The sequence below is a fragment of the Acinetobacter sp. COS3 genome (assembly GCF_000475335.1).
Classification (GTDB): Bacteria; Pseudomonadota; Gammaproteobacteria; order Pseudomonadales; family Moraxellaceae; genus Acinetobacter; species Acinetobacter venetianus.
In genome coordinates this window covers 1-15,514 of the sequence record NZ_AXCD01000013.1, presented here as the reverse complement: position 1 = coordinate 15,514, position 15,514 = coordinate 1, and the positions used below count along the sequence as shown (strand labels likewise).

Here is a 15,514-nt window from a genome sequence, read left to right as displayed (position 1 = left end):
CGACAAACCCGGTACGGTTCAGTTCAAAACCTATTTAGGGCATACCATTGTGAAAAAACATACCCAGATTGATAACTGTCACTATATTGATGTCGGTTCCTCTTATACCCAGAAGCTGTGTATAGTCAAAATTAAATAAGGATAAAGACGGTGATATAAAAGATCTCCTTACGAAGAAATGAAAAGCCATCAATATGATGGCTTTATCAAACGATTAATTAATAGGTTTTATAAGGTAAAAACTTGCCAGACAATACGACATTTACCCGGTCACCGTTCGGGTTTTCCTCACGCTGAATATCCATGCTGAAGTCGATTGCGCTCATAATTCCATCACCAAATTCTTCATGGATCAGTTCTTTAATAGTCATGCCATAGACGCTGACAACCTCATACCAGCGATAAATCAGCGGATCTGTCGGCACGCTAGTTGGCAGGGAACCTTTATATGGCACGATCTGTAGCCATGCAACGGCTTCATCACTTAAGCCAAAAATCTGACCAATCTTTTCTGCTTGCTCTTTATTAAACGCCATCTGACCTAAACATGCAGCGGTTACCCATTCTTTAGAAAGACCAATCTCTTTGGCAACATCTGACCACTTAATTGACTTTAAAACTTTCGCTGAAATGATCATGTCAGTTACTTGTTGACGATGGGTAATCATAATCCTCTCCAAATTATTCTCAAATGAATGTATGTAGAACGCATAATGCAGATATCATGCCAACAGCATTCTAGAGTTCATGCTAAATAGAAAATGAATATTTAAGTGATTGTTAATTATTTGTGGCATAGCTTTTGCTTATATTTCGATATACATGGCAACGACGCCATTCACCATTACCTGTTCTAATATTCAAGGCAACGGCGCCTAAGGTCTTCAATGATCTTAGGCGTCTTTTTTTCGAAAAACAGGTCCGTATATTGAAAAAGAGGACGACAACATGGCATATCTTGCTCCTGCGGAGTTTGCAAAAAAAGTAGTAGATGCGGGTGAATCCAAATTGCATATGGCAACCCGTGATGTATTGATTCGTGCCTTTATGGCAGGGGCCATTCTGGCCTTGGCAGCGGTATTTGCCATTACCATAGCCGTGCAAACAGGATCACCATTGATTGGTGCGCTCCTGTTTCCAGTTGGTTTTTGTATGTTGTATTTATTGGGCTATGACCTATTAACTGGGGTGTTTGTACTTACGCCGCTGGCATGGCTAGATAAACGCCCAGGGGTGACATGGGGACGTATTCTAAAAAACTGGGGCTTGGTGTTTGTAGGGAACTTTACAGGCTGTTTAGTCGTTGCGGTGCTCATGGCAGCGGTTTATACCATGGGTTTTGCAGCGGATCCAAACCCTGTCGGCGTAAAAATTGCGCATATTGGCGAGGAGCGGACATTAGGTTATGCCGAATACGGATTCGCCGGCTGGATGACTATTTTTATCCGTGGCATGCTGTGTAACTGGATGGTGTCATTAGGTGTCATTGGCGCGATGATGTCTACTACGGTGAGTGGCAAATTTATTGCCATGTGGATGCCAATTATGCTGTTCTTTGCCATGGGCTTTGAGCACTCTGTCGTGAACATGTTCCTGTTCCCATTTGCCATGATGATGGGCGGTGACTTCTCGATTGCTGACTACTTCCTATGGAATGAACTGCCGGTTGCTTTAGGTAATCTGGTGGGCGGTTTGGCATTAACAGGTCTGGCACTTTATACCACCCATGTCCGTACTGGTGTTAAAAAAGAATTTTAACATTCATCATTTTATAAAGGGATCATATAGATCCCTTTTTGAGCTTTCAGCATGAAAAAAACATTAAAAGTCAGTATTGGGCAATATTCTACTGCCGGAGTTAAACAACAGAACCAGGATTTCCATGGAGTATATCTGCCCGAAGGACATGTGCTGAAACAGAAAGGTATTGCATGTGTTATAGCGGATGGAATCGGTAGCAGCAATGTCAGCCATATTGCAGCAGAAACTGCAGTCAGCAGTTTTTTATCGGATTATTATTCTACTTCAGATGCCTGGAGTACACAGACTTCAGCAGAACGAGTGATCCGCGCGACCAATTCATGGCTTTATGCACAGACTCAACAAAGTCAAGGACGTTTTGATAAAGACCGAGGGTATGTCTGTACCTTATCTGCACTGATTTTAAAACAGCAACAAGCCCATGTTTTTCATGTTGGTGATAGTCGTATTTACCGCATTCGCGATCATGAAATTGAATTACTAACCCATGATCATCGTGTCTGGTTGTCTTCCAAAGAGCATTATCTTAGTCGAGCCTTAGGTGCGGATTATCGTATTGAAATTGATTATCGAAATATTGAACTCAAAGAAAAAGATATTTTTTTACTAATGACCGATGGGGTCTATGAATTTGTCACAGATCAACAATTATTAGATTTAACTTTAATAGATGCAGATTTAAATCAACTTGCCAAAGCATTCGTTGAAAAAGCTTTAGAACAGGGCAGTGATGATAACTTAAGTTTCCAGGTGATCCGTGTAGAACAGTTGCCTGAACTGAATCAGTTTCATATTCAGCAGGATTATGTATTTCCACAACAGCTCAGTAAAGGTGAAGTTTTTGAAGGCTATGTGATTGATAAGATTTTGCACCAAAATCATCGCAGTTGCCTGTATTTGGCACACGATACTCAGCAGCAGCCTTTGGTTATAAAAACTTTGGGGGCAGATTTACAGCAAGATAAGTATGCCGTAGAGCAATTTCAACTCGAAGATTGGGTATCAAAACGTCTGAAGCATGACAACCTGATGCAGTGTTATCCACTTAACACTGAGAAAAAATATTTATTCCAATGTTATGAATATTTACAGGGTGAAACTTTGGCTCAATGGCTGCATCGCCAGGAAAAGCCTTTAAATCTCGATGAGATTTTACCAATTTTGCAACAAACAGCTTTGGCTTTAAATGCAATGCACCGGCTGGAGATGCTGCATCAGGATATACGGCCAGAAAACATCATGGTTATAAATGCAGAAAATGCCATGAAAATTAAACTGATTGATTATGGTTCAACAGCAGTAAGAGGCCTGGTCGAAATTAATCCTAAAAATGCGAATCGACCACTCGGAACCTTAGCATTTATGGCACCGGAGTATTTTATTGATCATTCGCCATCTGTACATTCAGACCAATTTTCTTTGGCGGTAATGGCCTATTATTTACTGACCAAACAATTACCTTATGGGACAGATTTAGCTCGCTGTAACAGTTTAAAGCAGCTTAAAAAAGTTCAATACTATTCCATCAGGAAATATCGGCCTGATTTACCTATATGGTTAGATAAAATTTTAGGCCGAGCGCTGAGTATTGAACCGACACATCGTTTTGAGGCCTTGTCTGAACTCATTCATAATCTAATGCATCCTTCCAAAGAATTATTAAACTCTAAACCACCAGCAATCATTGAACGAGATCCTTTGCGTTTTTGGCAAATTAGTTGCACCGTATTAGGGCTATTATTTTTACTGAGTATTGCATGGCCATTTATTTGAAAAGAGAGAATCAAACCATGCTTAAAATTGAAGATACTTAGATAAGTTTTTATTCAAACAGCTTTGTTGCACAAAGATTTGAAATGCAAAGCGCCCCTAATTGAGCTAAATTTAAGGCGTAATTTGGGTAAGTGGTCGACCTAATTCCGTAAATCTGTTGAGGACTGCTACACGTGCATGAATCTCATTGACTTGGCTATCAAAACGCCTTGCTCTGAGTTTATCTCCTAATAATTTAATGCAGTGCATCTTAGTTTCAACCAAACTTCACCGATGATAGCCTGATTTTTTCCATAGTGTCCTGCCTGAGAAGCACTGCTTCCAAGATTAACTGTTCGAAGTAATTCATTTCGATCTAGCGAGCTGCTCTTTGTATCTTTCCAAGGTTTCGCATTTTTTCTAGGTGGAATCACCGCATGCGCTTGCCGATCTGCAATGACCTCACGGCATAGCTTGGTGTCATAAGCTCCATCGGTATAAACAGAGTCAATCTGCTCATCTTGTGGAATCTGATTAAGTAAATCACCAAGCACCTGTGAATCACTGACATTATTGGTTGTAAGCTGAATAGCGCGTATTTGTAGAGTTTTAGCATCTATGCCAATATGAAGTTTACGCCATTGGCGACGATATTCAGGTCCATATTTCTTGCGTTTCCATTCGCCCTCACCTAGAAACTTCATGCCTGTAGAGTCTATGAGTAGATGCAGCCCATCGCTACTTTTTTGGTAATTGATTGCAATATTAATATGCTTTTGTCTTCTACAAAGCGTGGTGTAATCTGGAGCTATCCAATTTAATCCGCAAAGTTTAATCAGACTTTGCACAAAGCCAGTGACCATACGTAAAGACAGACGGAATAAGGATTTAATCATTAAGCAGCATTGGATGGCTGCGTCGGAGTAGGTTTGATTTCGCCCTTGTTTGCCTTTTGATGGCGCATACCATTGCGTAGCAGGATCAAACCAAATGGCAATATTTCCGCGACTCATAAGTGCTCGGTTATATGCGGGCCAATTGGTTGTGCGGTAGATTTTGTGTGTAGGCTTCTTCATTTGAAAATTATATCGCTGAAAAACCCTTTACAGATAGATTTGTGCAACAAAGCCGATAACAATTAAAAGATAAAGGAAAGTTTTTATTGGTTTTATTATCGATAAGTATTAATGATAATATATTGTTACATAAAAAATTGGCACCAATTTAGCACCAATTATTCTTTAGTTGTTGATTTTAATATGAAAATATTACGTTGACATCGTAGAGGTCTCCAGTTCGAGTCTGGATATACCTACCAAAATTAGCTGATATATCAGCAACTTAAAAAACCGCCTTAATTGGCGGTTTTTTTACGGAAGTTCCCTACTACTGAAATATTTTTACAAGATATACATTACTTCCATGATTGAATGTGCAAGATTCAATATTAGCAAGTAGATTTGTTTTGTCCTTTCAATTCATCAATAACAATTAATTTCTAATGCTTTATTTTTTTGATAAATTCTATGCATCTTTTCCTTAAGAAATTGAAAGTAATCCTCTGTGTAATCTGGTTGATTATATATTAGAAGTAATGCAAGTTCAGATGCTATATTATATTCGTAACTACAACTATAATCATTATACTTTTTTGTTTTCTCTTTAATTTTTTTCAATTTAGGAAGATAGAATTGATCAATTTTTTCATCTAGTAATTTTAAACGAGTGATAAATTCTTTTGGTTTAAGTTCTTGAAAATAAAGTAAATTTACTTCAGTTTGATAGTTGTGAAACTGATGGGGGGATTATAATTGTCAAAGGCATATACATTCGTATAAATAAAGAATAAAAGTAAAAAATTAAATTTTAACATATAAATTAATGTCTATATTCAGATATGATGTGGATAGTGAGTATAAATCAATATTGTAGTTAGTTTAAAAAATATTTCAAATAGACTATAGATATTAAAGTTTATTTATAGCTTTAATTTAAAATTAAAAATTTATGGATGGGGTTGGTAGTGGGTTATTTTGATGTCATTAAATTTGTAATTTTTAAAGTAAGTTCTTTATTCCCTTTCTTTAAAAATATTGAGAATTAGCGAGATATTTTTTATATAGGTCTATATATTCTCTTGACCACTTTCAGGATTGGTGATAATTTAATCTATAAGGAAGTCATATACTATTTGGAATTTAAGAGATGTCTTGTCCAAATGAACAAAGATATGACAACCTGAATACACAGCTAACAACGAACGAAACGTTTTATATTGTTTTTAAAAATGTTCAAGGTTGTAGAAAAGCCCGTTAATCGGGCTTTTTTAATGTTTATTGATTTTATTTTAAATTTTCAATATAAATTAAATGTTTAGAAAACTATCAAAAATGATATGGAGTGAGTGTGGTAGCTTTCATCGTTTTTGCTTTAATCTTTGGATTTACAATTTATATGATCAAGAAGATGGGGAAAAGTTCAGATTCGGGTTCTTATGACACATTTTCACGTTATGACCATCATTCATCACATGGTTGCTCAAGTCGTGATAGTGGATCTGATTCTAGCGGATGCGATAGTGGTGGAGGGGATTAATCAAAAATGCTTCGCCGCCATGATGACGACGAAGCATTTTGTTTGAGTTAAGGTAAGTCAAACCAGATCATTTGGCTGTCTTGTAATGCAGTAATTGTTGCAGTCTCATCAAACAGTAAAGCATCTCCTGCTTTTACTAAATGTTCCGCAATCATCACTTCACCTGAAATCACATGCACATAGTTTACTTTTTTCTGTGCTGTAATCTCTAAATGTTGATCTTTCTCAATCACTGCTGTTTTCACTTCGGCATTTTGACGAATCGACATTGGTGCAGATTCATCGCCAGCAATCAAGTGCCATTGATTAGGATGATCTTTCGGGTTGAGCTGAATTTGCTGATAAGTTGGTTCAGCATCTTGTACATTAGGTTGAATCCAAATCTGTAATAGATGCACCGCTTTATCATGCTTGTTCATTTCACTATGAGTTACCCCTGTACCAGCACTCATCAACTGCCATTCACCTGCATTAATTTGCCCTTCATTTCCCATACTATCTTTATGAGAAATTGTGCCATCGAGTACACAGGTTAAAATTTCCATGTTGTCATGGGGATGAGTACCGAAACCATTGTGAGCAGCAACTGTATCGTCATTGATCACGCGGAGTGCGCTTACACCCATATATTTGGGGTTGTACCAGCTACCAAATGAAAAGCTATGATAGGTGTCTAACCAACCTGCTTTGACATGCCCACGATTTTCACTACGATGTAGATAAGCATTCATCTTTCATCTCCCAATTATTATGTTTTGCTTGATCGTTATATTATCGATTCATAATGATGATAAATAGTCTTTAATTGCGACATATTGTTCTATAAATGAAATGATTAAATGTTTTGTGTTTTTTGAATGAAATAAAAAGGGCTGAATAAAATATTCAGCCCTTTTTAGTGAGATAAATTTAATTATCAATCACTTATTTTGTTTTATTTTCCAATTGAGGAATTGCAGAACCTTGACCAACTGCGAGCAAACCAGTTTCGGTATAAATACCGAGTTTTGCACGCGTATCCGTAATATCAAGGTTACGCATAGTTAACTGACCAATACGATCCATCGGTGTAAACATTGAGTCACCTTTCTCCATTGTTAAACGCTCAGCTTCATAAGTGAGGTTAGGAGATTCAGTGTTCATGATCGTATAGTCATTACCACGACGTAATTCTAGAGTCACAGTACCAGTGATTGCTTTAGCAACCCAACGCTGTGAGGTTTCGCGAAGCATTAATGCTTGTGAATCGAACCAGCGACCTTGGTAAAGTAGGCGACCTAAACGTAAACCGTTGATACGATATTGTTCAATCGTATCTTCATTATGAATACCTGTTACTAAACGCTCATATGCAATGTGCAATAAAGCCATACCTGGAGCTTCGTAGATACCGCGAGACTTAGCTTCAATGATACGGTTTTCGATTTGGTCAGACATACCAAGACCATGACGACCACCGATACGGTTAGCTTCTAAGATAAGCTCAACAGGGTCTTCAATACGTTGACCGTTTAATGCAACAGGGAAGCCTTCTTCAAAAGTAATTGATACTTCTTCAGCAGCAATTTGTACATCATCTTTCCAGAACGCAACGCCCATGATTGGATCAACGATTTTGATACCTGCATTTAGGTATTCTAAATCTTTAGCTTCATGTGTAGCGCCCAACATGTTTGAGTCAGTTGAGTAAGCTTTTTCTTTTGACATTTTATAGTCAAAACCGTTGTCGATTAGGAATTGAGACATTTCCGCACGACCGCCTAGCTCATCAATAAACTGTTGGTCTAACCAAGGCTTATAAATTTTAAGAGCAGGGTTGGTCAATAAACCGTAACGATAGAAACGTTCAATATCGTTACCTTTATAAGTTGAACCATCACCCCAGATGTTTACATCATCTTCTTTCATCGCTGTTACAAGCATCGTACCTGTTACTGCGCGACCTAAAGGTGTTGTGTTGAAATAAGGAACACCACCTGTGCTGATATGGAATGCACCACATTGAATTGCAGCAATACCTTCAAGAGCAAGCTGTAAGCGACAATCGATTAATCGAGCTTTGACTGCACCGTATTGCTCAGCTTTCTTTGGAATCGCATCATAGTCATCTTCATCAGGCTGACCCAAGTTTGCAGTATAAGCATAAGGCTCTGCGCCTTTTTGTTTCATCCACAATAGAGCTGCTGAAGTGTCTAAACCACCAGAGAAGGCAATCCCAACTTTTTTACCTACTGGTACATGCTGCAAGATCGTTGCATTATCAGTCATTGCTAGTCCTAACTATTTCGAAATAGGCACCCTAATTACTTCGGTGACCAAAGAGAATTTATTCGCTCAGTACTATATCACTTTTCAAAACGATTTTTTTTGTGTTCAGAGTGGAATTCTTGATTTTTAATTTGAAAAATAGATTAACATCAGAAAAATATAAAGTTTAACGATAAGTGAAGTTATCTGAATAAGATGATAAAAAGGTAGATAAAAGTGTTAAACCATCAAAATCAAATTCTTTCTATGTTGCATAAAATGGCAGCAATTGTTGTAATTACGCTTTTTATCTATAAAGCTGTTTATCGATTCTATGTGGATATTCCTTAATATTCTATTGGGAGTTTTTTGGGGGTATGCGCCTTAATTTTTTCTCTTTATTTAAATGGGAAAAAGATTCAACTTTTAAATTACCAATTGAACTTCAAAAAAGTTAAACCTTTCATTTAAAATTCGCTCAGAGTGAATCATTTAAGCCAATAAATTGTTTTTCAATTGGAGTAAAAACATGATCATTACGTGCGATGAGATATAAACCTATATCTCGATATTGTTCAGGAACTTCACGATAAAATTGAATGTTGTATTTTGAGATCAATGATTTAGCAATCATCGAGATTCCCATACCAAGTTGGGTAAAATGAATCAGTGCCTCATGATCATAGATATGCGTTAATTCACCTTTTGTTAAATTATAGTCTGTGTACAAATGATCAAGCGTTGTTGCATAACAACATTCTTCTGAAGCCAGCAAAATGTTTTGATGATTTAAACATTCTTTTAAATTTTCATAATTAATCATGTTTTTACCAATAATCACTAATTGATCATCAGCTTTTTGAATGTACTGTAAGCCCTTATGCTTTGGATGCCCTAGTGCATAAGCAATATCGAGATTGCCTTGCAAAATTTCTTCTTCAATATAGCCCGTTGAGCCTGTTTTCATTGTTAAGGATAGGTCGGGATAGGCTTCATAAAGTTGGCTAAAAGATGGATAGAAACGCATGCCACCCAAGCTCGTATTAGTACCAAAACGTAAGACACTTTCTTGTTGATAAATTTTATTTTCAGTTTCTTCCCATGTGAACATCATTTTTTTATATTGAGCATATAAATTCATGCCTGATTCAGTGAGTTCTACACCTTTGGGTTTACGAATAAAGAGCTGACGTTTGTAGTGATTTTCAATTTTTTTGATTTTAGCTGTCATATTTGACTGTAAATAGTTGAGCTTATTTGCCGCTGCAGTGATACTTTTTAGTTCAGCAACAGTGATAAATGATCTGATATCGTTAATATCAATATTCACATTCAATCCTCGATATTTATGTCTATGACTAAGCTAGGAATGCCTTTAAGGTATTTCTAGTTAGTTGGTATCAAAAAAAATGATGCATATATTAAAACATAGCATTATTCATGATGTCATTTGTTTTATACAATGATTTCACTTCCCATCTGTTGAGTACAGCAAGTGAATATTCGAGTGATGAGTGCAATCGCGCTATTATGTTTGGTTTGGGGATCTTTATGGGGACTTGTAAAACATAGTCTGCAAGTATTTCCACCATTTTTATTTATTTCTACACGGCTGATTTTGGCTGCAATCACCTTGATGGTTGTGCAGCGAGTCATTAAAAAATCAATCATGCCGAAACGAGAAGAATGGAAGCAGCTCATCATTTTAAGTGGCTTAATTTGCTTTGGTTTCTATGCAACTCAGACTTTTGCAATGCAATTTGTTGATTCAGGATTGTCGGCAGTTTTAGTATTTACGATGCCAATTTTTATTGGTGTTCTAGCGCATTATTTTTTAAATGAGAGATTAAATAAACAGAAAATACTTGGACTCATTTTGGGTACGTTGGGATTAATCGCAATTCTTTGGCCTCAGCTACATGATTTACATATGAATGTTTCATTACTTGGACAAGTACTGCTTATAGGTTCTGGTTTCTTCTGGGCGATGTCGACAGTTTATATCAAAAAGAATTTAGCCAGTTATGACAAAATCAAATTGACCATTTGGCAGTTATTGTTGGGTGGGAGCATCATGTTGATTGGTGCACTCATGTTTGAGCCTATTGATGCACAAGTTTGGTTAAATCCACTCAATGAATCTGTGCTCTTTTATATTTCGGTGATTGGGACAGGATTTGCTTTTGTACTTTGGAATTGGATCGTCAGTCAGGTTGATACCTTTATCGCTTCAATATCAATCATGTGTATTCCAATTTTGAGCCTATTTTTTGGTTATTTGATTTGGCATGAGCCTTTGACATTCAATATTTTAATTGGTGCGGCATTTATCTGTTCAGGAATTGTGATGAGTTCTTTGAAAATAAAATCACAACGCCGTCACTTAGCGTATTCAAGTGGTGAACAAAGTTAAGAGATTTAATTTTATCAGTTATAAACTTTATAGACTTTTTTACTAGCATTCTTTAAAAGATAAAGAAATTGTAAATAATCATATAAAAGAAGTCAGAATGTCAGTCATGTTTTGCATGGCTGACTTTTTTTATTTTTAAACGTAACGTTGCTGATCTGCAACTTAGACTGGAATTCGTCGAATTTACATGCAAAATTGACATTTTCAACACCGAAAAGTTTTTTATCAGTCATCCCAAATGAGCAAAAAAGTATTAAAGTACTATGCAACAAGTTGCAAAGCCAAAAATATAGAAGGAATACCATGACTAGCTATGCAAATATCCTAAAACCATTACATTTGGGTTTTACTACTATTAAAAACCGTGTCGTAATGGGCTCTATGCACTCTGGTTTAGAGGATCGTTTTTATAATTACCCAAAACTTGCAGCATATTTTGGTGAGCGAGCTAAGGGTGGTGTTGGCCTAATTATTACCGGTGGTATTTCTCCGAACCGTCAAGGTTGGTTACTACCTGCTGGCGGAACGATGAATAGCTTAGCGGATATTCCGCATCATCGGCTTGTGACGCATGCTGTACATAAGCATGGCGCAAAAATTTTGATGCAAATTTTGCATTCTGGTCGTTATGGTTATCATCCTTTCTCTGTTTCGTCATCTCCGATTCAAGCACCAATTAACCCATTCAAACCGAGACAAATGTCAGACTCTCAGATTTTGGCAACGATTGAGGACTATGCACGTTGTTCTAGCTTGGCGAAAAAAGCGGGTTATGATGGTATCGAAATTATGGGGTCTGAGGGTTATTTAATTAATCAATTCCTCAGTAACCATGTTAATAAGCGTACTGATCGTTGGGGCGGTGATATTGAAAACCGTATGCGTTTTCCTGTTGAAATCGTAAAAGCAATTCGTGCCAAAGTTGGCGAGAAATTCATTATTTGCTTCCGTTTATCGATGCTCGATTTAGTACATGATGGTAATACCATGCAAGAGGTAATTGCTGTTGCTAAAGCATTAGAAAAAGCAGGAATCACATTATTGAATACGGGAATTGGTTGGCATGAGGCGCGTGTTCCAACCATCGTAACGTCTGTTCCTCGTGCAGCATTTGTTGATTATACCGCCGTGGTAAAACAGCATGTATCTGTACCAGTGATTGCATCGAATCGTATTAATATGCCAGATGTCGCTGAGCAAATTGTTGCTTCAGGTCAGGCTGATATGGTGCAAATGGCACGTCCATTCCTTGCTGATCCGTATTGGGTAAATAAAACTGCGACCAATCGTGTTGATGAAATTAATACTTGCATCGCATGTAACCAAGCATGTTTGGATCATGCATTTAAAAATCAACGTGTAAGCTGTTTAGTCAATCCACAGGCATGTTTTGAGACGGAATTGGTTTATATCAAAACTAAGAAACCAAAGCGTGTTGCTGTTGTTGGTGGTGGTGTTGCTGGGATGTCCGCTGCAACTGTTGCGGCAAGTCGTGGTCATGCAGTGACATTATTCGAAGCAAATAATGATGTTGGTGGACAATTCAATTTAGCGAAAGTCGTTCCTGGTAAAGAAGAGTTTCATGAAACTATTCGTTATTTCAAGGTTCAGCTTAAGCAAACAGGTGTGGATGTTCGGTTGAATACGAAAGTAAGCCGTGAGCAACTTGAACGAGAAGGCTTTGATGAAGTTATTGTAGCAACGGGTGTTGTTCCTCGTGCTTTAAAAATCCAAGGAAGTACAGCTCAGCAAGTATTGTCATATGCTGAAGTATTACGTGGTGCGCCAGTAGGTCATAATGTTGCTGTAATTGGAGCTGGAGGTATTGGATTTGACGTTTCTGAGTTCTTATTAAAACCACCACATCAGCCTCAACCGCAACCTTTAGCTGAGTGGCAGCGTGAATGGGGAGTTGATCCAAGTCCAAATTATATTTCTGAAGGTGGTATGCAACGCCCAGAAGTGGAAAGACCAGTTCGCCAAATCTACCTATTGCAACGTAAAACAACACCACTTGGTATTGGGTTGGGTAAAACATCGGGTTGGGTACATCGTGCACAATTGAAAAAGCATGCAGTGCGTATGTTACGTGGCGTGCAATATAAGGCCGTGACTGATGAAGGCTTATGGATCGAGCATAATGGACACGACCAATTATTGCGTGTTGATACGATTGTTGTTTGTGCTGGTCAGGAATCTGTTAAAGATTTAATGCCGAAAGACGGTGAAAACACAATTGCGAATTATCATATTATTGGTGGTGCAAAGCTCGCTGCTGAGTTAGATGCGAAACGTGCAATTCGTGATGGCGCTGAATTAGCAGCTAAACTTTAAGAATTGATGAAACAATATGCATTTGAATACATTGCAGTTAAATTTTTCTTGAATAAAGGAAACAAGCTTTGTATTCTTACGCACATGGAAGCGTGGCAGAGCGGTTTAATGCACCGGTCTTGAAAACCGACGAGGGTGTGAGTCCTCCGTGAGTTCGAATCTCACCGCTTCCGCCAAATTTTGAATTAAGCCCTTGTTATTGCAAGGGCTTTTTTCTTGCATATTGTTTTACCCCTCAACCTACCCCTCATCAAATTGTTGATGAAAAAAGCAAGAACAGGATGATTTAGGACAGGATAGGAAATCGGTATAAGAAACGTTAATAATTTTAAACTCTTTTAAGATTTTTTATCTCACAACTAACTATATTGAAAAAGAATATTTTATACTCGAATTTCTAAAATTTAGACCATCATTTGAAATTTTATGAACTATGCTCATTCAGTACAATTAACAATACAAAATGACCTTATTAGTAAGCTTGGTAAAACGAGTCTTGTTGACGCATTGATTGAGTTAATTTGGAATGCATTAGATGCTGATGCTTTAAATGTCAGAGTAGTTTTTGAAGATAATGGTTTAGATTCATTGAACTCTATAAAAATTATTGATGATGGTGTTGGTATTCATTTCTCAGAAGCAAAGAATATTTTTAAAAATTTAGGTGGGTCTAAAAAGAAAAATAAACTTAAAAGTGATGTATATGGCCGTTTTTTACATGGGAAAGAAGGCAAAGGCCGTCTCAAAGCATTTTCTTTAGGTGCAACAGTAAATTGGTCAATTACATATAAAGATGAAAGTTTAGGTAAATTATTTACCTATAAAGTAGCTATGCATTTAAATAATCCATCTGATGTGAAGATTTCAAATCCTGTAGAGTCAGATGAAAATTTTAAGACAGGTGTTATTATTGAAGCTTATGATGTACCTAAAAAAATAAGAAGTTTGACCGATTCAGCAAAAACTAAGATTTTGGAAACATTTGCATTTTATCTTTACGATTATAAAAATATTAGCTTAGAAATTGATGGTGAAAAAATAGATCTTAAAAAAATAATCTTGGCTGTAACCCCTTTCAACCTTGATTTTATTAATTACGAAGGAAAAGATTATTCATCTACTTTAAGACTTACAGAATGGGTAAGTTCAAAACAAACGACTTCAACATATTTAAGCTGTAATCATGGTATTCCATATCTAAAGTTAGATATTGGGTGGAATTATCCAAATAAAAAATATACAGCTTATATTGAAAGTGAAGCCATTATAGAAATGGTCAATATGCATGGTTTGGATTTTGCCCCTACAAACGCATCAGTTCAAAAAAATTTAGGCTTAGCAAAAGAAATAATAAAAGGGCACTTTAGAGCCCAAGAAGCTGAAAAAGCAGCCACATTAGTTGAACAGTGGAAAGAAGAAAATATTTACCCATATCCTTCAGAAACAACAAATATTGTTGAACAGGTAGAAAGACAAGTATTTGACATAGTAGCTTCTACTGTTTCTCATAACATTGATAAATTTGAAAAAACAAGTAAAGAGAATCGAAAGTTCCAGTTTAGATTATTAAAACAGGCTTTAGAAACAAACCCTAACAGTCTTCAGACCATTATTAATGAAGTTTTGAATCTTAAGCCTGAGGAACAGGATGATCTGGCTGAATTGCTTAGAGATGTATCACTCTCATCAATTATTAGCGCATCTAAAGTTGTAACAGATCGATTGAAATTTATTAGTGGCCTTGAAAATATAATTAATTCTAAAGTGGGAAAGAAGAATCTAAAGGAAAGGACACAATTACACCGAATGTTAGCGGAGAACTGTTGGGTTTTTGGTGAAGAGTTTTTTATTTCCGTAGATGATCAGTCACTTACAGAGTGTTTAAAGAAACATTCAAAATTGTTGAGTAACGATGTTGATATTTTAGAGGCTGTCGAGCACCCGACAAAAGAAAGGGGCATAGTTGATCTTATGCTTTCTAAAACAACACGAAATAATAAACCAAATACTGCCCATCACTTAATTATTGAGCTGAAACGTCCAAGCATAAAGATTGGACGAGATGAAATTTCTCAAATCCAAGATTATGCGGATGCTATAAGATTAGACTCAAGGTTTAGTAAAACAAAAGCTAAATGGACCTTTATCGCTATTAGTTTAGATCGAGATATGAAATTAGATTCCCGTTATATTGACCTTGAGAATGGTGTTATTGCAGAGAAAGATAATTATATTATTTTAGTCAAAACATGGGCTGAAATTTTTGATGAATGTAAAGCTAAACTTCAATTTTTCCAAGAAAGGCTTAAATACAAAGCAAAGGCAATTGATGGGGTTGAACATTTACAAAAACATTTTCCAAAATATGTAGAAGGCGCTACAACTACAATTTGAACCGTACTGGGTTTTTCG

10 protein-coding genes, 1 tRNA gene and 1 pseudogene are annotated in these 15,514 nt (G+C 36.7%); 7 read left to right on the top strand and 5 right to left on the bottom strand.

Going from position 1 to position 15,514, the window contains the following annotated elements:
- Positions 1-218: 218 nt before the first annotated feature.
- Positions 219-668 carry a cyanase gene (cynS, locus tag IO68_RS24490; RefSeq protein ID WP_017480642.1) on the bottom strand — a complete coding sequence of 150 codons (450 nt, stop codon included), beginning with the start codon at positions 666-668 and terminating at the stop codon, positions 219-221.
- 280 nt (positions 669-948) lie between these two features.
- Here cynS and IO68_RS24485 point away from each other — a divergent pair, with 280 nt between their 5' ends.
- Together IO68_RS24485 and IO68_RS24480 are read left to right on the top strand one after the other, a co-directional pair.
- Positions 949-1,758, top strand: coding sequence for a formate/nitrite transporter family protein (locus IO68_RS24485; RefSeq protein WP_008303564.1), 810 nt, complete (start codon positions 949-951; stop codon positions 1,756-1,758).
- A gap of 51 nt (positions 1,759-1,809) precedes the next feature.
- Positions 1,810-3,534, top strand: a complete 1,725-nt coding sequence (locus IO68_RS24480; RefSeq protein WP_023013238.1) for a bifunctional protein-serine/threonine kinase/phosphatase — start codon at positions 1,810-1,812, stop codon at positions 3,532-3,534.
- 111 nt (positions 3,535-3,645) lie between these two features.
- Here the strand turns inward: IO68_RS24480 and IO68_RS24475 are convergent.
- Positions 3,646-4,589 (bottom strand): annotated as a pseudogene (locus tag IO68_RS24475) (IS5 family transposase).
- Between the two features lie 1,378 nt (positions 4,590-5,967).
- On the opposite strand from IO68_RS24475, the gene IO68_RS33920 reads away from it, so the two are divergent.
- The gene (locus IO68_RS33920; RefSeq protein ID WP_161626778.1) at positions 5,968-6,108 is read left to right on the top strand and encodes a hypothetical protein; all 141 of its coding nucleotides are present in this window, start codon (positions 5,968-5,970) and stop codon (positions 6,106-6,108) included.
- A gap of 47 nt (positions 6,109-6,155) precedes the next feature.
- Here the strand turns inward: IO68_RS33920 and IO68_RS24465 are convergent, their stop codons facing one another.
- The 3 genes from IO68_RS24465 to IO68_RS24455 form a co-directional block, all read right to left on the bottom strand.
- Positions 6,156-6,839, bottom strand: a complete 684-nt coding sequence (locus IO68_RS24465; protein ID WP_007484032.1) for a pirin family protein — start codon at positions 6,837-6,839, stop codon at positions 6,156-6,158.
- A 193-nt stretch (positions 6,840-7,032) separates the two neighbouring features.
- Complete coding sequence (argG, locus tag IO68_RS24460) at positions 7,033-8,376, bottom strand: argininosuccinate synthase (protein WP_004880480.1); 1,344 nt, start codon at positions 8,374-8,376, stop codon at positions 7,033-7,035.
- Between the two features lie 457 nt (positions 8,377-8,833).
- Entirely contained in the window at positions 8,834-9,685 is an 852-nt protein-coding gene (locus tag IO68_RS24455; protein WP_023013235.1) for a LysR family transcriptional regulator, read from the bottom strand.
- Between the two features lie 165 nt (positions 9,686-9,850).
- On the opposite strand from IO68_RS24455, the gene IO68_RS24450 reads away from it, so the two are divergent.
- The 4 genes from IO68_RS24450 to IO68_RS24430 all read left to right on the top strand — a co-directional run bounded on the left by IO68_RS24450 (position 9,851) and on the right by IO68_RS24430 (position 15,496).
- Positions 9,851-10,768, top strand: a complete 918-nt coding sequence (locus IO68_RS24450) for a DMT family transporter (protein ID WP_031234782.1) — start codon at positions 9,851-9,853, stop codon at positions 10,766-10,768.
- A gap of 303 nt (positions 10,769-11,071) precedes the next feature.
- A complete protein-coding gene (locus IO68_RS24440; protein WP_023013233.1) occupies positions 11,072-13,102 on the top strand; it encodes an NADPH-dependent 2,4-dienoyl-CoA reductase in 2,031 nt (676 codons plus the stop codon).
- Positions 13,103-13,188: 86 nt separating this feature from the next.
- Positions 13,189-13,278, top strand: a tRNA-Ser gene (locus IO68_RS24435).
- Between the two features lie 250 nt (positions 13,279-13,528).
- Positions 13,529-15,496, top strand: coding sequence for an ATP-binding protein (locus tag IO68_RS24430; protein ID WP_023013232.1), 1,968 nt, complete (start codon positions 13,529-13,531; stop codon positions 15,494-15,496).
- Positions 15,497-15,514: the final 18 nt, after the last annotated feature.

Excerpts from the sequence above, each read along its gene's own strand:
- cynS (WP_017480642.1), bottom strand. The coding sequence starts at position 668 with ATGATTACCCATCGTCAACAAGTAACTGACATGATCATTTCAGCGAAA.
- IO68_RS24485 (WP_008303564.1), top strand. The coding sequence starts at position 949 with ATGGCATATCTTGCTCCTGCGGAGTTTGCAAAAAAAGTAGTAGATGCG.
- IO68_RS24480 (WP_023013238.1), top strand. The coding sequence starts at position 1,810 with ATGAAAAAAACATTAAAAGTCAGTATTGGGCAATATTCTACTGCCGGA.
- IO68_RS33920 (WP_161626778.1), top strand. The coding sequence starts at position 5,968 with ATGATCAAGAAGATGGGGAAAAGTTCAGATTCGGGTTCTTATGACACA.
- IO68_RS24465 (WP_007484032.1), bottom strand. The coding sequence starts at position 6,839 with ATGAATGCTTATCTACATCGTAGTGAAAATCGTGGGCATGTCAAAGCA.
- argG (WP_004880480.1), bottom strand. The coding sequence starts at position 8,376 with ATGACTGATAATGCAACGATCTTGCAGCATGTACCAGTAGGTAAAAAA.
- IO68_RS24440 (WP_023013233.1), top strand. The coding sequence starts at position 11,072 with ATGACTAGCTATGCAAATATCCTAAAACCATTACATTTGGGTTTTACT.
- IO68_RS24430 (WP_023013232.1), top strand. The coding sequence starts at position 13,529 with ATGAACTATGCTCATTCAGTACAATTAACAATACAAAATGACCTTATT.